Origin of the sequence: Brevibacillus soli (genome assembly GCF_044759095.2) — a bacterium.
Taxonomy (GTDB): Bacteria; Bacillota; Bacilli; order Brevibacillales; family Brevibacillaceae; genus JBIYSM02.
In genome coordinates, this window is record NZ_JBIYSM020000012.1 from 60,170 (window position 1) to 85,260 (window position 25,091).

The window sequence follows — 25,091 nt, forward strand, 5'->3', positions numbered from 1 at the left end:
CATTCATCTTAAGAAAGGGTGCACAATTGTTTTCTCCTAGTAAACATTCCAATTTCTTCTCGGTTTGTACCCTGCATGCAACAAGAAATCGTTGACGACCTCTGGGGATAGCGCTGTTATCTTTACATTTGCCTGTTTTGCCGTAATCAGCATTTTGCAGGCCATTTCAAGCGTTTGAAGAGCCATCCTGGCTTCTTGAATGCTGACATCATAGACCAGGACGCCGTGATTTTCCAACAGCAGGATGTTGGCATGCCGGGCCTTTTCCCTTACTGCTTCCCCCAATGCCAGACTGCCCGGATGATGGTAGGGTACCCGTTCGATTCGCTCCAGGTAATACATGGTCTCGACAAACCAATCAGAAGGAATCTCGATGGAAGAGCATGCTGCCAGCGTGCTGTAAAAGGGGGACGCATGCAGGACAGCTTGAATTTCCGGACGCGTTTCATATATGGCTCTGTGCATGGGTGTTTCTTTGGAAGGCTTTTTTTGAGCAACCGGAGGTGTTTGCCCATCCAAAGAGCAAACGGCAAAATCCGAGTGATCCAGCTCCCCCAAAAAGGTGCCGCTTGCGGTAATCACATAGCGAGCGTCATCGATACGGGCGCTGATATTTCCCGCATTTCCCCAGGCCAGTCCGTATTCCATCATATATTTACCGGTCTTTTGCAATTCGTGAATGACCTGCTCAATCTTCATGTTTCCATCAGCACCTCAAGTTTTTTACTCGACAAATTGCGTAATCCACATGGATATGCTCGGGAAAAAGCTGATCAGCGCCAAATCGATCAAAAGCACAAGGTAGAACGGCATCATGCCTCTCGTAATCTGCTCCAACCGAATACCCGCGATTTGACAGGAGATAAACAGGTTAACCCCCAAAGGCGGCGTACACATCCCCAATGCCAGGTTGACAATCATGATGATCCCAAAATGCACCGGATCAATCCCCAGCTGAACAGCCACCGGTGTAAGGAGCGGAGCCAAAATAATGATGGATGCGCCCGTTTCCATAAACATCCCGACGATGAGCAAGAAAATGTTGACCAGGATCAAAAAGACAACAGGACTTTCGGACACGCCAATAAAGAACTTGGCTACCAGCTGAGGGATGCCCTCTCTGGTCAAAATCCATCCGAACAAACCGGCACTTGCGATGATGAACATGATGACGGAAGTGGTAATCGTAGACTGCGACAAAATGGTGTAGAGATGCTTAAACCGAATCTCTTTGTAGACAAATGCGCCGATCAAGAGGGCATAGACAACGGCCACGCCTGCCGCTTCGGTGGGTGTAAACACACCTCCATAAATCCCGCCCAGAATGATCACAGGCATTAACAATGCCCAGAAAGCTTCTCTGAACGACTGCCACAATTCGCGTCCCGATTTTCTGGTCTCTTTGGCATATCCGCGCATTTTGGCAATCGCATATACCGTCAGGATCAAGGATAATCCGATTAATATTCCTGGAATAATTCCCGCCATAAACATTTTTCCAATGGACGTTTCCGTGGATACTCCATACAGAATCATCGGAATACTCGGCGGAATGATCACGCCCAATTCTCCGGCTGACGCTTGGATCGCTCCGGTAAAATTCTTATGATAACCGCGAGCAATCATCGCCGGAATCAAAATGCTTCCCAGCGCGGCTGTTGTTGCGGCACTCGATCCTGAAATCGCTGCAAAAAACATGGAGGTCACCACGGTTACGATACCGAGGCCGCCTGAAAAGTGACCCGTTAAAGCGTTTGCAAGGTTGATCAAGCGCTTGGAAATGCCGCCAAACTCCATCAGGACGCCCGCCAAAATGAAAAACGGAATGGCCATTAATGGAAAAGAATCAATGGATGTAAAAGAGCGTTGCACCAGAACGGTTAACGGTGCTCCTTCGTTCCACCAGATCGCCAGACCAGAAGCCAACCCCATCGCTACCGCAATCGGAACCCCTAATGCAAAGAATACCAGCAGAAACCCCATCAAGATGCCGCCCATTAGTGGTTCTCCTCCTTTTTGCCGATGAACATTTCCAAAATGACGGCTACCGAGTTCAAAATCAACAATCCGGCTCCAATGGGGATCGCCGCATAGGGAATGGTCATGGGGATGCGCAATGCGGGAGACTTTTGTCTGCTGACCAGCTCCAAAATATCAATGCCTTTTACAAGCAACATGAAAAAGAATACGATACAGATGATCATGATGATCAGCTTTACGATTCTCCGTGCTTTTTCATTAATGGACTCTGAGAGAATTTCGATCGCCACATGTTTCTGGTACCGTATGGCCAAAGCAGCGCCCAGAAAAACGGAATAAACCATCAAATATCTGGCGGCTTCCTCTGACCAGGTAAGGGATATATCGACCACATACCGGGTAAATACCTGAGCGACAATGAGAAGAGCCATAACGGCCAAGACCACACTCAGCACGATACTCAGAAGTTTGTTTATGGCATCAATGATTTTTATCGCCTGTTGCATACCATAGCTCCCTTCCAGATGATTGTTTGGGAACGATTTCGTCAGGGTAAACGTGGCACTCGAACACTTGCATGCCCGAGTGCCAACTCCTGACGATTCCGTCACTTCGTATTTACAATCTTCTCGTAGAGCTCCTTGCCGTATTTTTCCGCAAATTCTTTGTGAACAGGTTGTACAGCCTCAACAAAAGGTTTGGTGTCCAATTCTACGAACTCCATGCCCGAATCTTTCAACTTTTTCAACAGCTGGTCTTCCAACTCAAATACCAGCTTGTTTTCGTATTCGGTAGCTTCTTTGGCCGCTTCTTCAACCGCTTTTTGCTGCTCAGGAGTCAGCTTGTTATAGGTAAGGTCGCTCATGGTCAAAAGGACATATCCGAATACATGGTCGGTTTTCATCAAATATTTTTGCACTTCATTCAGCTTGGCACTATCGATCAGGGCGCGTGGATTCTCTTGTGCGTCGATTACCCCAGTCTGCAGGGAGGAATACACTTCACCAAAAGCCATTGGAGTCGGTGTAGCGCCCATCGCTTTCCATGCCGCGATAGAGGCCGGAATTTCAGGCACACGAATCTTGATGCCTTTCAAATCTTCCAGCTTTTCTACCTTTTTGTTCGCGGTCAGCTCACGCGGGCCTCTCATCCAGAATTGCAGGCCGCGCAATTTCGCATTTTCCAACAATTCAGCTTTGAGCTCATCGCCTACAGGGCCGTACAATACTTTTTCCAGGTGTTCTTTATCACGGAACAAGTAAGGGAGCTCCAGGATCGAATAGGGTTCATAGAAGTTGGAGAGAACCCCGGCGACCAACGCAAAATCAACAGAACCCATCTGCATGCCTTCAATCAGGTCCCGGTCATTACCCAAGGTGGAACTCGGAAAGACTTCTACTTCTACACTGCCGTTCGTCTTTTGTTTCACCAATTCGGCGAACTTCAAAGCACCTTTGTGCCAAGCGTCGTTTTCCCCCGCAATATGTCCAAGCTTTAATTTCACCGGTTCCTGTGCAGCACCTCCACCTGCACCGGTGCCTGCATTCTCTTTTCCTCCACCGCATGCTGCAGTCGTTAATGCTACCGCCAGAACCAATAACAGTGTGACAATACGCTTTACCATCGTTACATACCCCCGTTTGTTCATTTTGATTATTCAAAAGTAACCAAAACTTTAATCGAAGAATCTTCTTTTTTATCTACCATTCGGAAGCCCTCAGCTGCTTGTGCGTACGGAAGCTTGTGGGTAATGATGACATCCGAATCCACGTAACCGTTCGCAATCAGTTCAATGGCAGCCTGGGTATCTTCTCTTGTATAGGTCATGCATCCAACGATTTCTTTTTCGGAACCTTGAAGGTTCCCGATGTCAAAAGACTGTTCACCATGGAACATGGCAATGGTTACGACACGGCCGCCTTTCCGCAGAAGGCCCAAAGCCTGGTTGATAATTCCCGGCACGCCAACCGCCACCAGAACTTTATCGAATGGGCCGATTTGTCCCCTGATTTCGTCTACCCAATTCGCTTTATCTGTAATGTTCAGCGTGTGAGTGGCACCCAATTTCTGTGCGCTTTCCAGGCAATAATCCATCACATCGGTCACCAGAATCGTCGTCGCTCCAGCCGCTTTTACACATGCCAGAGTCAACAATCCAATGGGTCCCGCTCCCAGAATGGCCACTTTCTCACCCAGTTGGATGTCGGCTTTGCGAACCGCGTGCACACCAACCGCGAGAGGTTCTACAAGAACGCCCTGATACAGGTCAACATTGTCCGGCAGTTTGAATACACAATTTTCCGGAGCTACGAAATACTCGGCCATGGTCCCGTACCAGCCTTTGACCCCGGGTGCTCCTCTGTTCTCGCAATAATTGATCTTTCCAGTCAAACAATATTCGCAGCTTCCGCACCCGGTCTGAGGTTCTACCGTAACCCGGTCGCCAACCTTGAATTTTTTGACCGCTTCTCCCACTTTCACGATTTCCCCCGCAACCTCATGTCCAATGATAACGGGGGGTTTCCGAAATGGATGGAGACCCTTATAGGTGTGGATATCAGAACCGCAGATTCCCGCGGCTTTGACTTTTATCACGACTTCATTCGCTTCAACTGGCTGCTCCTCAACCTCCTTCACCTCGATTTGGTATGCTGCTTCAACGAATACTGCCTTCATCATTTGCTGCCTCCTGTTTGATTTCTCTCGCACCCCAGATCAATGTGTTCATTCTCTGTTTAGGAAAGGAACGGGTTATAGAAATAATTCCTTTTTGGAATTTTGCAAGTGTGCCTTCATCAACTGGATGGATTTGAGATCGCCGCTGATCAGACAATCGAAAATTTCCTTATGCTCCATAAAAAAGCGCTTCATCCGATTCGGATCCTTCTTCAAGTGACGAAGGGTGATACGCCTCAAATGATCATGATAGTTGAGGAGAATCCGATAGATTTCCTGGTTTCCGGAAAACTGGCACAACAGCTGGTGGAATTCGTGATCCTTCAGCGTGAACGCTTTGGCATCGAGCTCGTTGACACTCTCTTCTGTCTCTTTCAAATTGGTTTCAATGCGTCTGATCTGCTCGGCAGTAAGCCGTCCGCCAATCTGCTCGCATACAAACGTTTCCAAGGCTGTTCGCAGATCATAGATGTCGGTAATCCGGTCCACCGAAAGGTCGTTGATGATAATCCCCTGCTTGGATGAAACGGTCACGAACCCTTCCGTTTCCAACCTCACAAGAGCAGATTTGATCGGTGTTTTACTCATTTGCAATGCTTCAATCAGTTCGCGTTCGGACAAGAATTGCCCGGGAGAATATACTTCCGTCAAGATACTCTCCTTGATTTTGTTGTAAGCGATATCCTTTAACAACGGCGTTCCCTTGCCATCCAAAATACGATCATCCTCCTATCCAATCGGAGTATTGAGATCCCATGCTGCCTCCGCTTGCTGCACCTTCACAAAATAATCAGGACTTCCCAACTGACCGCCCTTTAATGCCAATTCGACGCCGTTCAGCTCGTCTTCAAACGAGTAAGCCTTGCACAACGGAGCTCCGGGGGATACGGACATGAGCATCTCCAAGCCGTAAATATTCATTTCCCTGGTTACAAACCCCGAGGTGTCCCCTCCCGCAATGACGACGCGACGAAGTTTGACAGCCTTCATGATCTCTCTGGTCCATTTCCCCAGCTTTCTACCAATATACTCGCCGGATTCGGTATCCCTTATCCCCATGGCAGCGAAGCGCTCTCTTGTTTCCGCAATCGATTGGTCATCCGGCCCCATCGCTGTGTACATCACGACGCTTTTCCCTTGCTGCAATTGTTGTATCGCTTCATTCAGCAGATGTTGGGGAACCGTCTTTGAATCCACAATGTCCTCCACCGGGATTCGGATTCCATGAAACCCTTGTTGTAATGCGGTTTCAATTTGGAGCTTGGTGATGGGTGATGCGCTGCCCGAGACCACAAAAATCCGATCTGCACGTTTGACAGGCTCCGTCGAAACCTGGTATTCAACAGGCTGAATGTCGTTCGATTTCCAATAGGCGGTAAGGGCATATTCCACGCCTGAAGATCCGACTACAAATCGGGACTCGCCTTGCGCTTCTTCCCAGATCAATTGTCCGGCCATTTGTAAACGGGGTTCATCCAGTACGTCAAAGAGAAGGATTCCGGGTTTTTCTGAAAGCTTTTGCGCAAATCGTTCACGTACCGTTTCCGGCTGGCCATCCAGCTCGATGATGTTCAACAGCTCGATTTTTTCCGTTGTCTGTTTCCCGAGATGCACCCGCAAATCCGCTTCCCCCATGGGAGTAATCGGGTGACGGGACATGGTCGGATGTCGATCCAGACGGTAAACCTGGTCGTGCATCCTGGCAAAGTGTTGACCAAACAACGTATACCGTCCCAATGGCGGAGCACCGACCAGCAGGGGAATGACGGCATCCTTTGAAAAATAGTCGCGCGCTACTTCAACGGCTTTGCCTATGCTTCCCACTTCCGGAGAAGAATCGAACGTCGAACAAACCTTGTAATGCACAACCGGCACTGGCAGCTGAGCCAGCTTCTCAAACACCGGCCGCAGTTCCTTTTCCATTTCCGATGGCGTTTTGGCCCGGCTCGTCCCTGCTACACCTATACATCGGATTCCTTTGAATGTTTGCAACATTTCCTCTGTAGGGGCATCGAGAAAGAGGACCGTTCGATAGCCGCTGGATGCCAAACCCTCCATGGCGTCTGTCGATCCTGTAAAGTCGTCGCCGTAAAATGCCAATAGGAGTTGTTGTTCCTCCATGTTGTTTCTCTCCCCTCCTCTCTACTGTTTCGAAAACTTCCGAATGGCTTGCGCGAGTTCCGAATTCTGTTGCGCATAATGTTCCAGCGGTATGCCTTTCACGGCTGCCTCCCAGCCTTGACGCATACTCAGTACACCCGCTTGCGGTCCGTCCGGATGTGCCAGAATTCCACCTCCAGCCAAATGAATGACGTCGATGGAACGAACAGCTTCATAGGTCGGAATGGCGCTTGCCGCCCACTGTGCCGAAGAGAGTACAGGCATGACCGTATCGTCGCCGAACATCGGGGTCAAACAATCTTTAATGGATTGGACAACGGATTCGTTGCTTTCTGCAAATTTGCTGTTTAATCCGTTGGTATGCAGGTGATCTACACCGGCAAGCCGGCACAGTTTTTGATAGGCGGTAAATCCGATGCCAAGCAGCGGACAACGGCTCATGGCGCCCCACTGATTCCGGTGGCCGTGTATCGGCAATTGCGAATAGCGGCGCAGGTATTCCACCGCATTCAGGCCGACACTGTTGATGCTGACCATGACACAAGTACCGCCAGCCTCTAACACGATGTCATGATTCCGCTTTAACTCATCGATATCGCCGGTGATATTAAACGCGTACATCACCTTTTTCCCGGTTTTATCCGCAACCCTGTTGATCTCCTCCATGACAGCCTTTACCCTTTGCTCAAAAGGAGCACAAACAGGATCAGCACAGAGTTCGTCGTCCTTGATAAAGTCAATCCCTGCTTCCGCCAGCGTTCTTACAAGCGGACGATAATCTTCCGTCTTGAGACCGATACTCGGTTTTACAATTGTCCCGATCAACGGTCGATCATGGACACCCGCCAATTCCCTTGTTCCCTGTATGCCGAATTGAGGCCCCGGATATTTGCGGGCAAACGAATCGGGAAGTTCCAGGTCCAGTAAACGCAGCCCAGAAAATTCGATTAATTCGTACAAATTTCCGGCCACCATGGTCAACAGATTCGGAAGAGACAGCCCGATGTTATGCAGCGGAAAGGACAGTTTCACAATCGCCCTTCTGTATACGGGTGTTTGAGAGCCTTTCGGTACGCTGGCATGCGGCAGCGTCGGTTGCGAAACCGCTTCCAGCTCCGTCACGCTGATCACACGGGCTGCATGCTTTTCTTTCAGCTCCGGTGTTTCCCCCGGTACAGATACGAACGTTCCGGTCGATTGCTCACCTGCCATGACTTCGGCAGCATATTCCAAAGGAAATGCGGTTTCGATCAGATAAGTCGCAAGTATACGCTCTTCAGCCAACCGTGATACCTCCTTTCTGGAGCTATCGCTTGTCATGATTATACCGCAGCTCCATTCATCAGTTTTTTACCATTTTTTTACATAGATCTATGTAAGATCTATCTTATATCTGATTGAAATCTATGTTAAAAGTAAGCGCTATCACTTGTCAACTACAAATTTCGCATTTTTTCTACACACATGAAAAAGAGCGACACCGGATCTCCTTCCGATGTCGCCCTTTCTCGTCTCTATTTGAACCATCCCTTTTCTTTGAAACGCATGATGGCTTCAATGCGGTTATCGACATTGAGCTTGTCGTAGATAGCGGAAATGTAATTGCGGACGGTTCCTGTTGTCAGATACAACTGGCTCGCGATCTCCTTCGTATTTTTACCGTCGGCGATCAGTACCAACACTTCCTTTTCCCGCTCGGTCAACGGATTTTCTTGACCGTATGCCTCATCCACCAGCTCCGGTGCATAGATGCGCCGGCCGGCCATGATACTGCGAATCGAGTCAGCCAGTTCCTCAATGGGACTGTCTTTCAACAGATAACCGTTAACCCCTGCCTTTAGAGCGCGCTCAAAATAGCCTGGGCGGGCAAACGTGGTCAGGATCATCACCTTGCAGCCAGATCCCTTTAGTTCCTCAGCCGCGTCCAACCCGCTCTTTACCGGCATTTCAATGTCCATCATGCAAATATCCGGTTTATGAAGGTGAACCAGTTTCACGGCATCCTCGCCATTACTGGCTCTACCCACGACCTTCATATCCTCCTCCAAATCGAGCAGGGAAGCAAGCGCCCCCAGCAGCATCCGCTGGTCCTCGGCAATCACGATTCGAATCATATCCCCGCCTCCTTTTCCGGTCGTTTGAAGACGTTTGGAACTCGAAAGACAACCGTCATTCCACGATCGGTAACAATTTCCATGCTCCCGTTCACAAATTCAAGCCGCTCTTTCATGCCCCGCAGTCCATTTCCCCTGAAGGAAACGGATTCCTCCGTGATGCCGATGCCGTTGTCCTTCACCCTGACAACCAGATCGGTTTGCGATGGCTCGATCACGATGGAACAGGCAGAAGCGTTGCTGTGCTTCACAATATTGGTAACCGCTTCCTTCAGACACATGCTCAACACATTCTCGGCCATCAGGGAGGTGTTGGTCAGATTCGGGTCCCCTTCCAGGGTGAAATCGATTTGAGCGGCTTTGAAAATCTGCTTGATTCGAAACATTTCGTCCACTAACCTCGTACCGCGCATGTGGGTGACCATTTCCCGAACTTCCTTTAACGCGATTCGCGCCGTCTGACGAATTTCCTTAATCTCGGTTTGGGCCTGGCTCGGGTTGCTGCTTAGCAGCTTGCCCGCCAAATCGCACTTTAAGCCAATTAAGGAGAGCTTCTGACCGAGTGTATCGTGCAGATCGCGGGCGATTCTTTGGCGTTCTTCCAGCTTTACCAGCTCAGAAATCCTCTTGTTCGCATCCTCCAGCTGTCCCTCCAGTTTCTCTCTCTTGTTCCGGTTGTAGGTGGTGACGGGAAGGAGAATCACAGCAATCAGACTGACGAGTACAAACGGCAGCTGGGTAATCATAACAGAGTTTTGCGTTATGAATCCAAGGTTGATCGTTACAACCGTGCTGACAAGATGAATGGTGTACAACGTAAAAAATCCGATCTTATGTTGGATATTGCCGATAAAAAACGCCAGGAAGAGGGAGAAATACACATAGCCGAACAGCAAGGTCATCGCGATTGAGATCACAATCAGCACGCTCGTCCAAAAGTAGATCAGCCATCCTTTGGACAGAAAGGAGAACACGTAGCAAATAAAAAACACAAGGATCATGATGATGCCGATTACTACCTCGTAAGTGGAGGAGGCGGGAAAAATAAAATAAAAAGGCAGGATGTAAAAGACAACCCACACATATGGACTAAGACCCGTGTTCTTGTGAAGAATTTGATACCATTTCTGCATGCTCGCCCACCTTTTTCTTCGCCACTATAGCTAAGTGTATCTGAAAGGAAGGTTTTACGGCAGGGTGATTTTCATGTTGTCTGCCATCGAATCGGGCTGACGGTACAAACTCTTGAAATCTTTAAAACGGACAAACGTTTTGTTGCGCTCATCCCACAGCCGGAAACGAAGCGACTTCAGACTGGTGGCGATGGTAATGGTCGTTGCCTTCTGAAGGGGCGGCGTCGCATTATGCGCTTTTTCCAGGTGATAGTTCGGTACTCTCGGACTCAAATGATGAACGTGATGAAACCCGATATTTCCGGTTATCCATTGGAAAAGCTTCGGCAGCTTGTAATAAGAGCTTCCCTCCACCGCAGCTTTCACATAGCTCCACTCTTCTTCGTTTTCAAAGTAGGAATCCTCGAACGTATGCTGTACATAAAACAGCCAGATGCCCAGCATGCCGGATACGAAAAAGATCGGACCCTGAATCATCACGACCGCCTGCCATCCAATTGCCCAGATCATCAGCGAATACAGCGCAACGAGAGAGGCATTGGTCACGTATGTGTTAATGCGCTCCTTGCGCTTCGCACCTTTGCGGTTAAACCGGTATTGAATGAGGAATACAAAGATTGGCCCCAGACCGAACATGACGAATGGATTCCGATAAATCCGATAAGCAACGCGACGCCATAAGGGAGCAGCTGCATATTCCTCAACCGTAAGAATCCAGATATCTCCGATGCCCCGTTTATCGAGGTTACCGCTCGATGCATGGTGGATATTGTGAGTGTTTTTCCACTGTTCATACGGACAAAATGTAAGGACACCCGTAATCGTGCCGACTATATCATTCGCGAGGCGACTTTTGAAAAACGATTGGTGACAACAGTCATGAAAAAGGATAAAGGTCCGAATCACAAATCCGGCCGCGACGATCGCAATCGGAAGGGTTAGCCAATACGAAACGGAAAGGCTTAGGTACGCAGCATACCAGAGCAGAAAAAAAGGACCCAGGGTGTTGAAAAGCTGTCTGATACTCGTCTTCGTATCGGTTTTCTCATAGGGGGCGACACTCTGTTTCAAGTGGGCTATGTTGGATTGGTGCATGTTCTGTTCCTCCTCGATATGACTATCTGCATTATAGAAAACGCAGCCCGTTCCCTGTAGTCATAAACGTCAAGTCGAGGGTATGACAAATGTAATGGATTACGCTGCACTCCCTTATTCATCGAACCGGGAACGAAGAATCTCACCGAACAGGCAGGATGACGCGGCTTCCTCAGACCAGGTGTTTATCGTCGTGTGAAAGAATGTGCGCACGGTATCGGCCGCTTTCATCAGCTCCTGACGGGTATGACAGCGCGTCCGCATAAACGGACATCGGCCGACAATGTCCGCTCGCTGCTCGAAATGATGAAAATGAACAAGCAAGCTCTTCACATGGTCGAAGGTTTCCTCCCAGGATAACGGTTTGTTGGGCGCAGCTGTCTGATGCTCTTCGCTGCCAGAGCTTACCTGCGTAAGGCAAGGGCCGACATCAGTCAAATCAAGCCGGTATGCTTTGTTCAACAAACCGCTTTCTGTCATGGTATTGGCCCAAGGCAGCGGTTCGAAACCAATGCTTTCGATCAGTTGATGCGCTTCCATGAAAGGCGTCATGACGACCATACGGCCACGGCTTGCAAGCTTGGAAAATCCGTGTAGAAATACTTGACCGACGGCGCTTGCGCCATATTCGGGGCGAAATGAAGCAATCCACATGACCGTTTCCTCTTCATCATCATCCGGTTTGGCCAAATATTTGCTGTAAACCAGATTTTTCTTCAGTTTCCATTATTTTCAGCACGGTCTTTGGACCCATATCAATTTTGACATGATATTGATGTGTGACTCCACCTATGCTCCAAGTTAATGTCCTGCTGTACCCATCACACACTACAAAGTCTGGTGGAATGGTTATTTCATCAGATAGAAAATTTTTATCCAGCAATTTTTTTGCTAAATTGGTAAATACTCGTTTTGAGACTTTTCCTTCGTAACAACTGTTAATGCCTACGTCAATAAAAGTGAATCTGCCTTCTGGGAATAGTTTAATCTTGTAACTCCCTCCCCAATAACCACCATAGAAATCCAGTGAAATCCATTCAACATTCACCTGTTTCTCCCCCTGAGATCTCGTCGACAAGTGACAGGCACTTCATAACCCAATAGAATCAAAGGATAAGTAAAATAACTCTTATTCGAATATCAATAAAAAAAGCTCCATGTAATAGACATAGAGCCCACTTCCCGTTTGATAAAAGGTATGAAAGATATCATTTTGATTAAAAATAATAGGGAATCTCTTTCCATTTTTCATATTTACAATCAAGGGATACCTATTATTACTTTTGTTATATTATCACCTTTATCTATTTTCAATGGATATTTCACAATTTCATTAACAAAATCATTCGGAACATACAATTTACTATTAAAAACAATAGGTTTTGCTTGGATCGGAACTTCTGTACCCTCTAACATTAATTTTGATAAAGGAACTATCTTTCCATCTACTAGTGCTGTTGATTTCGAGACAGAAATTTCAATTTCAGTTCCATCTTTCTTAGTAATAGTTGCAGTGTATGGTTTTTGAATGTAATTGAAGGTATCGCTCATTCCCCTAACAATTGGTTCGATAGGTAGATAGAGTAACCCTGATCTGTAGATAGGAACACCTTGATTATGATCTATGATCTTCCCATCTACAATCATAGAGTATGTAGTGTTTTGGGGAAGTTTACCAGAACCCATTGAGCTGATTACTGGATTTTTTTGCCCTGGATAAAGAAATAATTCATTTTTTGTTCCATCTAATTTCATCCGATAACGAATTACATCATTTGATCCTGTATGTTTTTTACTATAATAAAGCCATCCACCTGAAATCGTTAACCCTGTGTGATGTCCATCTTTAGATAGTAATTGACGACTAGTTCCGTCTTTTTTCATTCGATAAAGACTATTATTACCTCGACTATTAATATTTTGTATCTCTTTAAGGTCTATACTAGTAAAGTAAATCCAATCCCCAAATTCATTGAAAGAACCAACTAAATCCTCTATTAATTGTCTATGGATCTTACCATCAGTAGATAGCTTCAGCAAACCACCATTAGCTAAATTATAAAAAATATTTTTCCCACTTTCGTCAACAATCATGAACGTAACAATATACTTTTCTTGACGTAACTTTGTTTTTTGAGAACCATCCAATTTCATTTTATATATTGCATTGCCAACACTGTAATAAATCCAATTACCCACTACGTTGAGATTATCTGATATTCGATTTTCTAATACGATTTTCTTTTTGTTATCTACACTATGTTTGTAGATTTTAGAACCACTATTAGGATTTATGTAGTACATCCAATTCCCAATAACATTTAATTCTTCACCACCAACATTGTATGAGTATGAAGCTGATCCATCTATTTTAACTCTATTGATCCCACCAAAAAAAGAAAAATAATAAAGCCAATCCCCTACTAGATTTAGATTTGTTCCAATTCGTCCGTTTGTTAGTTTTTTTAGGCCAGTTTTGTCAGACTTCATTTTATAAATTGACCGATTATTAGATTTCGAATTATTATCAACAAAATATATCCAACCATTTCTTTCTATTTCAAATCCTACATCTCTGTTATTTGCAGATGTATTTCCTTTCTCTATACTTTCTGCCGACACATTATCAACTGTGTTAATTAAATTCAATAAGAGCAAGATACAAAGCACGATTTTCAAAGATTGTTTTTTCATATAATCCTCCAAATAATAATATCTGAAATATCTTACCAAAATTAACTATATTCTGTCATCAAAAATGATAGTCTTCACAATGAACTTGCTGATCGGTTCCATAATTTGGTTTCAATCCAAAAATAGGTTTGCAATATTTTATTCGTCGACAAGTGACAGGCACTTCATAACCCTATTTCCAGACGCGGCGGAGCTTTAGCCATTCTTGAAGGTATCCCCATACGGACACAGGGCTCATGATCATCTGATAGCAAAGGACGTAAGCGATAAAACCCCACCAATTCCGTCTGATTTTCAGATTCAACGTGCGAAAGACGTATTTTTGATAGCGGTACAAGATGTAATTTTGTAATAGCGCCAACGGGAGCACCAAGAGTGTGGCCGGTCCAACTATCCAGAAGTATCCGAAACAGGCCGCAAGTAGACCAGGAATCCAGCAGAACGTGTAAACGATGTCCAGGTATGGCATGATCAGATTGTATCCAGATAAGAAACGGGTGAACATAATCGGGTGCTCCCAGGGCTTGATCACTTTCAAAGCCTCAATCATCCCCCTGGCCCAGCGGCTGCGCTGCCGGAAAAAGTGTTTGAATGCTTCTGGCACGTCGGTAAATGCCACAGCCAGCGGTTCAAAATACACCCTACGGTTGGTCCCAAGCAAACGCCAAGTCAATACAATATCTTCTCCGATGGCATCCGGCCACCCACCAATTTCTCGAATAACCTCCGTTTTGTAAAGCGAGAAGGCGCCTTGCGCCACAAGCGTTCCTTGGTATCGACAAGTGACAGGCACTTTGAGGGATACGCCGCCCCTCTTTGCTATTTCCGCCAATACATCTCTACTATTAGTCTTTCCTGACCAACAGTGAGCAACACTCCACATGTGTCGAGTGACCAGTGATAACAAGCTATACGATATGCCCCAATCGTGAAAAGCCCTACTCTCAGGGCTTTTCTCATGTTTTATCTATTCACCTTGCTGAGCAAACTGTATCTTTGATCTTTCCATTTCAATAAAACTACTTATTTCACTCCATCCATACAATCTATCAAAGAATTGTGAAATAAATGTTTCATCCAGATTACCTTGTTGATTAATTGGTAGTAAAACCTTAAGTTCTCTTACTTTATTAGAATAACATTTTCTTCCGTATGAATATCTCCATCTCATTCTATTAAGTCTTGAAGCAAGGAAAAATATAGTAGATAGACTTAAATTATCTTTTAACGGTGCTATTGTAACATTGTCATAAGCAGCAATATTGAAGAAATGATAATAAGTGGTTAATGGAAATGAACCGTCTCCAGCAATAGTAAAACAATGATTATACTGATCTTCTAATTGTATGTCGTAAAAACCCACAATTCCGTTATCCTCGGTTTTGCAGGATACTAACGGTATATCGCCTTCATAGAAATCAGAAATTGCGTGTACTACACCAGAAGTCACGTCTCCCTTAATAAAGTCGGTTAAGTCAAAAAGTTTAAATGCATGTGGTGGTGTAATGTCAGAAATCGAAAGATCAGGCGCTTTTAGCGTTAATCTTACTCCTGATTTTATTAAATAAGCCAAGTACTCTCTGAAATACTGGTCTGCACCATCAGCCATTTCTTCAAGTGTAGGTTCTTTCTCATCAAGATATACTTCAGGCATAAGTTCTAAGAATGAATCATTAAAATCGATCGGACATGTTTTAACAAACTCAGGTATGTTCTTGTTTATAGCTGATTGGTCATACAAGTGCATCTTAAGATCATTTTTCAATGTTTCTAAGTCATTTGGTACTCTATCAGATGGTAACCTTTTCCCTTTACTCTTAATAAACCCATCTGAATTAACTTTTGACCAAAATACATTACACCCTTGGGGGTGTGGGATTCCCTTTTTGATAAATATCCCTACTGTTCTAGTTCCTACGGGGTAAAATAAATCTTCAGGGAAAGTCAGTACGGCTAATAGAGTATTGCTTTGCAGCAATTGTTTTCTCCACTCTTTTAAGACTCCACCCTTAATCATTACCGATGTAGGTACAATAGCAAATAAGGTACCACCATCTTCCATTTGGTCTAAAGCATGTTGTACAAATTTATGCTCTTTTTCAGTCTCACTCTTTTTGGAAAATGGGGGGTTCATTAAGACTTTTGTAACTGGTTTTTCGCCTGGTGTATTAGAGTAAACAGCTGTTTCAATTCCATTAATTGTTCTCTTAACAAGGTGGACTGGAAAGCAATCATCATTTCTAATGTTACTTTTACCATCACCTCTGAAAATCATATTTACTATTGCTAATGCGGTTACTATTGCATCCTGCTCGATCCCAAAAATTTTATGTTCTTTAAACGTCTGAACTTGTTGTTGCGTAGAGTGTTTTCTAACATAGTCAAATGCTGCTACAAGAAAACCACCTGTACCACAAGTAGGGTCATATATAATGTCTGTATGCCTTATATTTAAGACTTCACATGCAAACTGAGTAATATGTCTGGGAGTAAGTACTATTCCAATATCCTTTGCTCCGTTACCGTATTTAAGGAAAACCTCATAAAATTTTCCTAGTACGTCTGTTCCAGAATTCATAGCTGCTTTAATATCTATTTTTTGCAACAAAAAGTAAGTCTTTATTAATGCTTGGTGGAATTTCCTTTTGGCATTTTCCATTTCAGGTAGCGTTAGCTTTATACTTTCGTAAAAACCTTCCTTGTTATGTCTTCTAAGAACTTGTCTAGCTCTTGAATTAATGCTATCTATAAAAACCTCAATATCAGCTCTAAAATCAGGTCCCCCCGCACCTACCAAAGATAATAGTAAAGCAGAGATAACTCGTGCGCGAGCATCTTTGTTAATTGATCCATTATGCATCTCTTCATTAATTGCTTCAGCGGTTTTAATAAGCATTTTCTCTTCAGGAATTAAGTCTTGTAATGCGGACGTTCCACTAGCAATTAATTGTTCCGCTCTGTCTTTAGTTATTAAACTAGTAATTTCTTCTCCTCTATAGGTAATAACCTTATATGTTCCATCAATATCAAGAAATGCGTTTTTTACCAACATTTCGTTCGGTTCAGTTCCAGCTACCCCAGTAACAATTTTCGCTTTTATAACACTGGACTGATTAATTTGATTTCCGTATTCAATAGCTTCTCTAAACGCTAATTCTAAATCTGCAGTATCTGCCTTAGCCTCAATAACCCAAAAATCTAATTCATTAAGCTTTACTACAAACTCAGGTTTCTGATTTACTAATTGTTCTCTTATTTCACTATGATTCAGACATTCTTGTTGATAATAAACTTCACCATTTGTATCTAAACTCGGATTTTTCACGTTCCATCCAGCATTTTGTAACTCGGTTTTGATCCAAGCGTATGAACGATATTCTGAAACTCTAACTCTTGGCATGATACACCTCATTTTTGCTTAAATAATCCAGAATATTATACCACATTAATTACCGTTTTTACTCCCAAATATTCTTGGGGATTTAATTTAAATGATGTGTTTCGGTGCGGTATTAGTTATGAACAAACATAGAATTGTCAACGCCGACTTTATTTTGACCCACCATCGCCGGTTTAAAATTGACCCACCCGGCGATTTTTTAGTGGATTAGGTGGTAGAGGGGGAGCCGTAGGCCCCAGTCCTCATCTTTTCACGAAGTCGGTAACTGTTCCCCCTAATGTTGACGATATGGGAATGGTGTAAGAGCCGATCCAGAATAGCTGTGGCAAGTATCGGATCGCCCATCAGTTCTCCCCATTCACCAAAACTCTTGTTGCTGGTCAACAGAATGCTCCCTCTCTCGTATCTTGCGCTGACAACCTGGAAAAACAGGTTGGCTGCCAAACTGTCAAACGGAAGGTAGCCAATCTCGTCAATAATGAGGAGCTTTGGCCGAATATAGATTCGGAGTCGTTTATCCAGCCTGTTTTCCACGTAGGAAATCCTCGATGAGATGCGATAGACTGACAAAGTAAACGGATATCCCTTGCGAGATCGCTTCTACCCCCAACGCCACCGCTAGATGACTTTTCCCTACGCCAGGAGGCCCTAAGAATAAGACATTCTCGTGTCGGGTAACGAAAGTCATCGTGGCCAACTCTCGAATCATTCGTTCGTCAATGCTGGGTTGGAAAGCAAAATCGAACTCCTCCAGTGTTTTTCGATAAGGCAAGTGTGCGAGCTTGGTACGTACCTCCATGTTCCGTTTTTGACGTTCCGAGATCTCTACATCCAGCAGCATGTTCAGAAAGGATAGATAGGTGGGCTGTCCATGACTTGCTGCTTCCAAGTGGGCATCCAGAAGCAGAGCCGCTTGCTGAAGCCCAAGTTCCTCGAGTCGAAATCGTGCCTGCTCCAGTTCGATCATGCTCCCACCCCTGTCAGCTGCTCATAGACATCCAGCGAACGCACTTCCACTTGCTGCGATGAAATCTGTCGGGCTTGCGGACGTGGATAGGCATATCCTTGAGCGGTCGTAAGACCTGCATACTGGTTTTCGCAAAAAACCGTTGAACGGGATCGATAGACCTTTTGGTGGCGGGCAATACATGTGCCGTCGACCCAGATTTCTACCCACCCATTCACTTCTCGCACGGTACCCTCACGTCCACTGTACCTCCATGGAACCCCATACCGCACCCCATCGTAGCTGACAAATCCGTCTCGACTAACCTGTCTCGGTTCATGCAGGTATTTTTCCCACCGATCAGCGGAAGGGATCGGTGACAGATGCTCCTCACGGAGTCTGTCAGTAGGCCGTTCGCCGGTTGTTCCATGGATACGACAGTTAATCCGTTCGCACCAGTGTAGGGCTTGTTGATTGAGATCCTGTAAATCAACGAAGCGTTTGCCAGGAAGAAAGTTGTATTTTACGTATTGAACGCCTCGTTCCACTTTTCCTTTTGTTTCGGGACGTCGTACTTTACATACTTTTGGAACAAGCCCAATTGCCGCAGCAAAGTCGGCAAAAAGCGAATGCCAGCGGGGTTTTCGATCGTCTCCCATGCCCAGTACGACTGTTTTCATCTGATCGGTCAGCATTACTTTGGGGATACCCCCAAAATATTCAAATGCGTGGATCAGGCAGCGCAGAAAGCTATGGATGTCACAACGCTTGGTGAACTCGATATACGTAGCACGAGAGTACCCCAATACCATGACAAATACCGGCACTTTTCGGACGTTTCCGTCCTGATCGACGTAATCACACAGTCCCCAGTCCACCTGTGCGTATTCACCAGGTTTCGTCTCGTAACGAAGAACAGCGGGCACTTGTTTAGGAGGACGGAAGTCCTTCACATAATCTTTCAAGATAGTACGTCCCCCGGTATACCCCTTCTCTCGTAGAAGCTCGAATAAAACTTCACAGTTATAGATACCCTCTTGGAGCCGTTCCTGCAGGAACGGTTTGAACGGATCAAGCTTGGACCCACGAGATTTACGGGTTCCTTTTTCGGGGATGAATTCCCCTCGGAGATATCGGCGAACGGTATTTCGGGAATGCCCCGTTTGACGGGCAATTTCACGAATACTCTTGCCTTCTGCCCTCATGGTATGTAACGATATCACTATCCCACTCCTTAGCATGTGTCTCCCTCCGATCATTAACTTGGCCGTTAATACCGAAGGGGATATATTCGCTAAGGGTGGGTCATTTTCTTTCCGGCGAACCTGGGTCAATTATATCCCGGCGGTGACATCATTACCGATTAGATTATTGTGGGCGATCATCTTCTATCCTTGGAATTGCTTCTAAGGCTTCTTCTCTGCTTAAGGACGCAATATTAATGATCTGCTCAGGTACGCATATTTCTTTTATAAAACTTAGATTGGCATTAATTATTTCCCATGTCCCCATAAATAACATATCAAAACCTTTGCCATAACTCTCAAAAAATAATAAATCTGCGTCACCATCCGAATATTTAACCTCAGGCATCTTATCAATCTCTCTTTCTATAAGTTCATATTCATTTATTCCTTTCCAAATCTCCTCTACCTTACTTGAAGACGAATAATTTCTCCACAACTGCTCTCCAACCAGTCCAATCATAGGAATTATAGTTTTTGCTTCTGAAGGTTGTTCTCGAAGTAAATCTTCTACAGGAATAAATTTCCTCTTATTTTCAATTATTTTTTTAACCTCATTCAAAACAATTTTTAGACACAATTTCTTTGCAAGCCTTAGGGAAGTGTTCTCTAAATGACACAAGGCATTACTAAGATTGTGATGATTCCAATAATTTAAGTTATTTATTACAAGCTCCTCAAATGCTTGTTTGACACTTCTAGTGTAATTTAAACCTTCTATTTCTAGGTTTCGTTTTAATATTGACACCAAAATGTATACCGACAATACTCTAAAAATAGAATGAGGTCTTCCTCTATAGTACATTACTAGAGAGTCAATTAATTTAGCCTTTTCTTTTTTATCAGCATTTTCAATTCTTCTAATATATTCTCTTGCAATTACATATCTTGTATTTGTAGGGATGTCCATGCAAATCAATAATGACTTGATATCCATACTTTTTAGTTCTTCATTTTCCCTAATCTCCTGTTCTCTCCAGGCATTTAATTTGATTTCCCGAGCATTGTTGCGAACTACGGGAGTAATCTCATTAATTAATCTATACATGTCTGATTGAAATTCTCTAACCTGTGCCTCATCAATTTCGACTAAAAAAGTTTGACGAGCTATTTCAATTATTCTAGAACGCTGATATTGCAACATACTTTTTGCACTTAGGATTTGCTTTAATATAGGAAAAGTTTCTCTACAATTCTGTTTGTTACATACCAGTAAAGTATTGTCCCATGATTGGCAAGTTAATGCGTCATATATTCTAATTTCCCATCCATTTATTAAAACTATGAATTTAGCTTGTATTTCGGGATGAATAGCATATAAATGAGCTTGCAATAAATCACCATACTCCATATTCATTGGTGTTCCTGGTTTTGCTTCAATTATCCAGAATTGTTTCAAGCGAATTGTTGGTAAATAATCAATCGAAACCCTTTTTCTCCCCACCCTATGATATGGAGTTGAAAGGGATATGCTTTTCTCCCGTATTACACTATTAATAGTTCTTTTACTATATCCAAGTATGTTTAGTAGTGGGGCTATAAAGTCTTCCCTAACATCCATTTCATTCCAATTAGTAAAATCCTGATTCTCCCAATATTTAATAAATTGAATATCATTTTCATTTAATTCCATATTTACCACCCCGATGAGTATATAAGGATGACAACGAAATAAAAGGGAAGAACTTATCCCTAAAGAACCATTTTACTTTATTATTGCGTTTTGGTGTACTATATCAAAGTCTAAAAAGTCACATCTGCACCATGCAACGATATTAAGGTTCTACTGAGAGAACGAAAATATGTCAATTTCAACATTTTTTTTTGGAAAAATGGGGAGTGGGGCGGACCGTGTGTATACATCTTATCTTTGTATTGGGCAACTAATCTATCTGTGTTCAAATATTTTTAGCAATAGATAAAACTAAAATTTTCATTTATTAGTTTTGGTTAATAATTAATAGTCCATAGCGAGTGAGTTATTCTTCTCCCCCCGCCCGCTTCGCAGGCGGGGGGCTATGTGAAGATAGGAACACTGAGCATTCCCCCTTGTAAAAAAGGGGAATGAACTAGGCTATGTGAGGATGAGGTTTCCAGAGCCTACGAGACATCAGACGCACCCAGGTGTAGCTTTACTGCGTGGATGGCATCATTCCATCACTCTGTCAAGATTCCCTGCCAATTAGGCACTACGACGGGGCCACTCATTGGAGTGGTATCTGGGAATAGGCAATGTGCCTCTAACGCACGATACACCGATGATGAGTCGGGCCGGTTCTTTAACGTGTGCTACCGAAAAACCACGTGAAAAACTATAATAATCCAATAGAACAAATCATTTTTCGCAATCATTCCGTTTCTGAACTTTGCTCAACTTCAAAAATCGTACAAATCAATAACTCCATGATTTCCTGCAATGTTTGCTCACCGCTAAACAACCTTTTTGTCATCCTGTTCCACCTCCGCAACGACTTCTGGAAAATTTTCATCGGGATATTTCTTAGCCACCCCGCCCGCCATCCGAAAAGTTGCTATTTCTAGGCATCGGGCGGGGTAATTCATCAACGGAATCAGCTTCAAAATGTGAACATCTCTCTATCAGCCTGATACGAAGTCGCAAGCAAAAAATCCAGCGTTTAATATCAAACTGGATTGTTGGTAGCACGTTTCGTATGAGGCTCATAGGAGGGGCTAATGATGAAATGTGCAGTTTATGCCCGTGTGAGCACGGAGATGAAAAGTCAATTGGACAGTCTGGAAAATCAACTGACGTTCTTTGAAAACTTCATAAGGGAAAAAGGCTGGGAATTGGTCAAAACCTATGCGGATGAAGGCAAAAGCGGCACAAGTACGGTCAAACGTGTAGAGCTTCAAAAACTCATGAAAGACGCAGAGCAACGAAAATTTGAGATTGTTCTCATCAAATCCGTTTCAAGGTGGGCAAGGGATACGGTGGACTCGATTCTCTTGGTCAGACAACTCATGAGTTTTGGGATTCGGGTCATGTCCGTTGAGGACAATTTCGATTCCTTTGACGATGGAGCAGAATTCAAACTAGCCATCTATTCAGCGCTTGCCCAACAGGAAAGCGACACCATTTCCAAACGGGTGAAATTTGGGATTTCCGTCAAGTCGCGGGAAGGCAAATTTCACGGCAGTCTCCCCCCATATGGCTATGAAAAGGTGAAAGGCAAGCTGGAACTTCATCCGATTCACTCGCAGACGGTCAGACATATTTTTGATCTTTATTTGCGGGAAGGCTGGGGCATGCAGAAGATAGCCAATTACCTGACCGCTAAGAAAATCCCTACCCCGCGGGCAGTAGCGGGAGCCAAAAACGCTGGGGACAAATGGCAATACTCTAGCGTGAAATTGATTCTGACCAATCCTCACTATACGGGGAATCTGGTACAGGGACGCTCCAAGACGGACGGGAAAGACAAGATATTTTTGCAGAAGAAGGGCTACAAAAAGCGGATACTGAACCATCAGGATGAATGGATTATCATTCCGAATTCCCACCCCGCCATCATTTCACAGGAAGAGTTTCAAGAAGTGCAGGAGAAGATCAGTAAAAAGGGGGAGAAAATCTTTAGAGGCCGTGGGAAAAAGTCTCTTTTTGCACGATTGGCGTTTTGTGCGGACTGCGGCGCAGGGATGAACTACAAAAACGACCGAAAAGGCTATGTCTGCGCCACCTATCAGAAAAACGGGAAACACGCATGCCAATCCCACTACATCAAACATGATGACCTAAAAGATAAGGTGCTGTCTGACCTACGGGAATTGGCGACCAATTCTATAAACATGAATGCTTTACTGAATATCGCCTTGAAAAGGGCAGGGACAAAGAAGCTCGGAGCGATGGAAGAATTAAAAAGGATTGAACGAGAAATCCATTCCCTGCAAACTGAAAAAAGGGAACTGCTTCGCTTATTGTCCCGCCAAGTCATTACTCAGCGCGATTATGAGGAACAGTATCAAATCATCAACGATGAACAAATTGCATTGGAGCAACAGAAGCGCACATTAGAGGATATGCTTGCTAAAGAGATTGACACAGAAGCAAACATACAAGCTTTCCAAGCGGAAATCCAGCGCTTTATCAACCTTCAGTTCGATAATGAAGAAACGCTACGGCACGTCCTGCACAGGCTCATTGACCGTGTAGAAGTGTCGGCGAATGGAGAAATCACCATCCATTACAATTTCAAAAATCCAATACAAAAGGGAGCCTAACTCTCGGCTCCCCTTCTTACCATCAATATTACACACTCCACATGCCCCGTATGCGGGAACATATCCACCGGCTGCACTTCCTTCAGCTCGTACAGATCGCTCAGGATCTTCAGGTCCCTCGCCAGCGTCGATGGATTACAGGAAACGTACACGACCCGCTCAGGCTGCATCTGCAGAATGGTGGTCAAGAGCGCCTCGTCGCAGCCTTTGCGCGGCGGGTCGACGACGATGACGTCGGGGCGGATGCCCTGCTCTTTCCAGGCGGGGATTACCTCTTCGGCGGCCCCTACGGCAAACGTGACGTTTGCGATGCCGTTCAGCTCGGCGTTTCGGTTGGCGTCGGCAATCGCTTCCGGCACGATCTCCACGCCGTAAACGTGATTTGCCTTCTGCGCCAGAAAGAGCGAGATGGTCCCGATGCCGCAATAGGCGTCGATAATCGTCTCCGTCCCGGTCGCGCCGGCATATTCGAGCGTCTTGTTGTACAAAATCTCCGTTTGCACGGGATTGACCTGATAAAACGAACGGGCGGAGATCGCGAACTTGATCGGCCCGATGTAGTCGTAAATGACGTCGCTTCCCCAAAGGGTTACGGTCTTGTCGCCAAAGATGACGTTGGTCTTCTCCGGGTTGACGTTTTGCACAATGCTGGTCACTGCCGGCACTTCCCGGCGGATGGCCTCGATCAGGTGCTCACGCTGGGGGATGAAGTCCTCCGTGGTGATCAATACGACCATCACTTCGCCGGTCCGAGCCCCTACTTTGGCGACCACGTGGCGCAGGAGGCCGGTGTGGCGAACCTCGTCGTACGGCTGGATGTTCAACCGGGCAGCGATGCGCTTGACGGCCGCGACCACCTCGTCGTTGGCTTGGTGTTGAATCAGGCAGGCGTCGATATCAATGATCTGGTGGGAACGCTCGGCGTAAAAGCCGCCGACCAGCGCCCCCTCCTGCTCCCCGATCGGCACCTGCGCCTTGTTGCGGTACCGCCACGGATCGGTCATGCCGATCGTCGGGTGAACCGTTACCGCCCCTTCTCCTTCCACCGGGAAGCCGCCGATGCGGCGCAGGTTGTCCTTGACGATCTGCTGCTTGTGGCGCAGCTGCTCTTCATAGGCGAGGTGCTGCAACGAACATCCGCCGCAGCGGGAAAAAACGGGACAAGCCGGCTCCACGCGAAAAGGGCTTGCCTGCACCACGTCCAGCAGCTTGGCAAAGCCGAAGTTCTTTTTTGTATGTTCAATCCGCACCCTTACCCTCTCGGAAGCCAGCGCTCCGGGTACAAACAGCGTATACCCTTCATAGCGGCCTACGCCGGCTCCATCGTGATTGAGCCCGGTTGTCTCCAGCTCCACCACCTGGCCGACTTGCACCGGAAGGTCATAGACTGGTTTTACCGGGGGTTTGGGACTACTTTTTTTCTTTGCTGTCTTGGCCACGGAACTAACT

20 protein-coding genes and 1 pseudogene are annotated in these 25,091 nt (G+C 45.3%); 1 reads left to right on the top strand and 20 read right to left on the bottom strand.

Going from position 1 to position 25,091, the window contains the following annotated elements:
- Positions 1-36 precede the first annotated feature (36 nt).
- The 19 genes and pseudogenes from ACE99V_RS07120 to ACE99V_RS07210 all read right to left on the bottom strand — a co-directional run bounded on the left by ACE99V_RS07120 (position 37) and on the right by ACE99V_RS07210 (position 21,036).
- The gene (locus ACE99V_RS07120; protein WP_400490371.1) at positions 37-699 is read right to left on the bottom strand and encodes a class II aldolase/adducin family protein; all 663 of its coding nucleotides are present in this window, start codon (positions 697-699) and stop codon (positions 37-39) included.
- Positions 700-723: 24 nt separating this feature from the next.
- On the bottom strand, positions 724-1,998 hold the full coding sequence (locus ACE99V_RS07125) for a TRAP transporter large permease (protein ID WP_400490372.1): 1,275 nt from the start codon (positions 1,996-1,998) through the stop codon (positions 724-726).
- Positions 1,998-2,486, bottom strand: coding sequence for a TRAP transporter small permease (locus tag ACE99V_RS07130; RefSeq protein ID WP_400490373.1), 489 nt, complete (start codon positions 2,484-2,486; stop codon positions 1,998-2,000). The genes ACE99V_RS07125 and ACE99V_RS07130 overlap by 1 nt, the downstream gene beginning before the upstream one ends.
- A gap of 101 nt (positions 2,487-2,587) precedes the next feature.
- Complete coding sequence (locus ACE99V_RS07135; protein WP_400490374.1) at positions 2,588-3,604, bottom strand: TRAP transporter substrate-binding protein; 1,017 nt, start codon at positions 3,602-3,604, stop codon at positions 2,588-2,590.
- 29 nt (positions 3,605-3,633) lie between these two features.
- Positions 3,634-4,659, bottom strand: a complete 1,026-nt coding sequence (locus ACE99V_RS07140) for a zinc-dependent alcohol dehydrogenase (protein WP_400490375.1) — start codon at positions 4,657-4,659, stop codon at positions 3,634-3,636.
- Positions 4,660-4,731: 72 nt separating this feature from the next.
- The gene (locus tag ACE99V_RS07145) at positions 4,732-5,370 is read right to left on the bottom strand and encodes a GntR family transcriptional regulator (RefSeq protein WP_400490376.1); all 639 of its coding nucleotides are present in this window, start codon (positions 5,368-5,370) and stop codon (positions 4,732-4,734) included.
- Between the two features lie 15 nt (positions 5,371-5,385).
- Positions 5,386-6,777: a four-carbon acid sugar kinase family protein gene (locus ACE99V_RS07150; RefSeq protein ID WP_400490377.1), complete on the bottom strand. Its 1,392-nt coding sequence runs from the start codon at positions 6,775-6,777 to the stop codon at positions 5,386-5,388.
- A gap of 21 nt (positions 6,778-6,798) precedes the next feature.
- Complete coding sequence (locus ACE99V_RS07155) at positions 6,799-8,061, bottom strand: ribulose-bisphosphate carboxylase large subunit family protein (RefSeq protein ID WP_400490378.1); 1,263 nt, start codon at positions 8,059-8,061, stop codon at positions 6,799-6,801.
- 230 nt (positions 8,062-8,291) lie between these two features.
- Positions 8,292-8,891 carry a response regulator gene (locus ACE99V_RS07160; protein ID WP_400490379.1) on the bottom strand — a complete coding sequence of 200 codons (600 nt, stop codon included), beginning with the start codon at positions 8,889-8,891 and terminating at the stop codon, positions 8,292-8,294.
- Positions 8,888-10,024: a sensor histidine kinase gene (locus ACE99V_RS07165; protein ID WP_400490380.1), complete on the bottom strand. Its 1,137-nt coding sequence runs from the start codon at positions 10,022-10,024 to the stop codon at positions 8,888-8,890. Before ACE99V_RS07165 ends, ACE99V_RS07160 begins: the two co-directional genes overlap by 4 nt.
- A 54-nt stretch (positions 10,025-10,078) precedes the next feature.
- Positions 10,079-11,119: a Delta(5) desaturase DesA gene (desA, locus tag ACE99V_RS07170; protein ID WP_400490381.1), complete on the bottom strand. Its 1,041-nt coding sequence runs from the start codon at positions 11,117-11,119 to the stop codon at positions 10,079-10,081.
- Positions 11,120-11,233: 114 nt separating this feature from the next.
- Positions 11,234-11,773, bottom strand: coding sequence for a hypothetical protein (locus ACE99V_RS07175; RefSeq protein ID WP_400490382.1), 540 nt, complete (start codon positions 11,771-11,773; stop codon positions 11,234-11,236).
- A gap of 19 nt (positions 11,774-11,792) precedes the next feature.
- Positions 11,793-12,167 (bottom strand): hypothetical protein, encoded by a 375-nt coding sequence (locus ACE99V_RS07180; protein ID WP_400490383.1) that lies wholly within the window; start codon positions 12,165-12,167, stop codon positions 11,793-11,795.
- Between the two features lie 212 nt (positions 12,168-12,379).
- Complete coding sequence (locus ACE99V_RS07185; RefSeq protein ID WP_400490384.1) at positions 12,380-13,813, bottom strand: DUF5050 domain-containing protein; 1,434 nt, start codon at positions 13,811-13,813, stop codon at positions 12,380-12,382.
- Between the two features lie 172 nt (positions 13,814-13,985).
- Positions 13,986-14,696, bottom strand: a complete 711-nt coding sequence (locus tag ACE99V_RS07190) for a glycosyltransferase family 2 protein (protein WP_400490401.1) — start codon at positions 14,694-14,696, stop codon at positions 13,986-13,988.
- Positions 14,697-14,780: 84 nt separating this feature from the next.
- Positions 14,781-17,213, bottom strand: coding sequence for an N-6 DNA methylase (locus ACE99V_RS07195; protein WP_400490385.1), 2,433 nt, complete (start codon positions 17,211-17,213; stop codon positions 14,781-14,783).
- A gap of 207 nt (positions 17,214-17,420) precedes the next feature.
- Positions 17,421-18,180 (bottom strand): annotated as a pseudogene (gene istB / locus ACE99V_RS07200) (IS21-like element helper ATPase IstB).
- Positions 18,177-19,400 (bottom strand): IS21 family transposase, encoded by a 1,224-nt coding sequence (gene istA, locus ACE99V_RS07205; protein ID WP_400490387.1) that lies wholly within the window; start codon positions 19,398-19,400, stop codon positions 18,177-18,179. Before istA ends, istB begins: the two are co-directional and overlap by 4 nt.
- Before the next feature lie 127 nt (positions 19,401-19,527).
- Positions 19,528-21,036, bottom strand: coding sequence for a hypothetical protein (locus ACE99V_RS07210; protein ID WP_400490388.1), 1,509 nt, complete (start codon positions 21,034-21,036; stop codon positions 19,528-19,530).
- A gap of 1,061 nt (positions 21,037-22,097) precedes the next feature.
- Here ACE99V_RS07210 and ACE99V_RS07215 point away from each other — a divergent pair.
- Positions 22,098-23,642: a recombinase family protein gene (locus tag ACE99V_RS07215; RefSeq protein WP_400490389.1), complete on the top strand. Its 1,545-nt coding sequence runs from the start codon at positions 22,098-22,100 to the stop codon at positions 23,640-23,642.
- Here the strand turns inward: ACE99V_RS07215 and rlmD are convergent.
- Positions 23,639-25,081 (bottom strand): 23S rRNA (uracil(1939)-C(5))-methyltransferase RlmD, encoded by a 1,443-nt coding sequence (gene rlmD, locus ACE99V_RS07220; RefSeq protein ID WP_400490390.1) that lies wholly within the window; start codon positions 25,079-25,081, stop codon positions 23,639-23,641. The genes ACE99V_RS07215 and rlmD overlap by 4 nt on opposite strands.
- Positions 25,082-25,091: the final 10 nt, after the last annotated feature.

Excerpts from the sequence above, each read along its gene's own strand:
- ACE99V_RS07120 (WP_400490371.1), bottom strand. The coding sequence starts at position 699 with ATGAAGATTGAGCAGGTCATTCACGAATTGCAAAAGACCGGTAAATAT.
- ACE99V_RS07125 (WP_400490372.1), bottom strand. The coding sequence starts at position 1,998 with ATGGGCGGCATCTTGATGGGGTTTCTGCTGGTATTCTTTGCATTAGGG.
- ACE99V_RS07130 (WP_400490373.1), bottom strand. The coding sequence starts at position 2,486 with ATGCAACAGGCGATAAAAATCATTGATGCCATAAACAAACTTCTGAGT.
- ACE99V_RS07135 (WP_400490374.1), bottom strand. The coding sequence starts at position 3,604 with ATGGTAAAGCGTATTGTCACACTGTTATTGGTTCTGGCGGTAGCATTA.
- ACE99V_RS07140 (WP_400490375.1), bottom strand. The coding sequence starts at position 4,659 with ATGATGAAGGCAGTATTCGTTGAAGCAGCATACCAAATCGAGGTGAAG.
- ACE99V_RS07150 (WP_400490377.1), bottom strand. The coding sequence starts at position 6,777 with ATGGAGGAACAACAACTCCTATTGGCATTTTACGGCGACGACTTTACA.
- ACE99V_RS07160 (WP_400490379.1), bottom strand. The coding sequence starts at position 8,891 with ATGATTCGAATCGTGATTGCCGAGGACCAGCGGATGCTGCTGGGGGCG.
- ACE99V_RS07165 (WP_400490380.1), bottom strand. The coding sequence starts at position 10,024 with ATGCAGAAATGGTATCAAATTCTTCACAAGAACACGGGTCTTAGTCCA.
- desA (WP_400490381.1), bottom strand. The coding sequence starts at position 11,119 with ATGCACCAATCCAACATAGCCCACTTGAAACAGAGTGTCGCCCCCTAT.
- ACE99V_RS07175 (WP_400490382.1), bottom strand. The coding sequence starts at position 11,773 with ATGTGGATTGCTTCATTTCGCCCCGAATATGGCGCAAGCGCCGTCGGT.
- ACE99V_RS07185 (WP_400490384.1), bottom strand. The coding sequence starts at position 13,813 with ATGAAAAAACAATCTTTGAAAATCGTGCTTTGTATCTTGCTCTTATTG.
- ACE99V_RS07190 (WP_400490401.1), bottom strand. The coding sequence starts at position 14,696 with ATGTGGAGTGTTGCTCACTGTTGGTCAGGAAAGACTAATAGTAGAGAT.
- ACE99V_RS07195 (WP_400490385.1), bottom strand. The coding sequence starts at position 17,213 with ATGCCAAGAGTTAGAGTTTCAGAATATCGTTCATACGCTTGGATCAAA.
- istA (WP_400490387.1), bottom strand. The coding sequence starts at position 19,400 with ATGCTAAGGAGTGGGATAGTGATATCGTTACATACCATGAGGGCAGAA.
- ACE99V_RS07210 (WP_400490388.1), bottom strand. The coding sequence starts at position 21,036 with ATGGAATTAAATGAAAATGATATTCAATTTATTAAATATTGGGAGAAT.
- ACE99V_RS07215 (WP_400490389.1), top strand. The coding sequence starts at position 22,098 with ATGATGAAATGTGCAGTTTATGCCCGTGTGAGCACGGAGATGAAAAGT.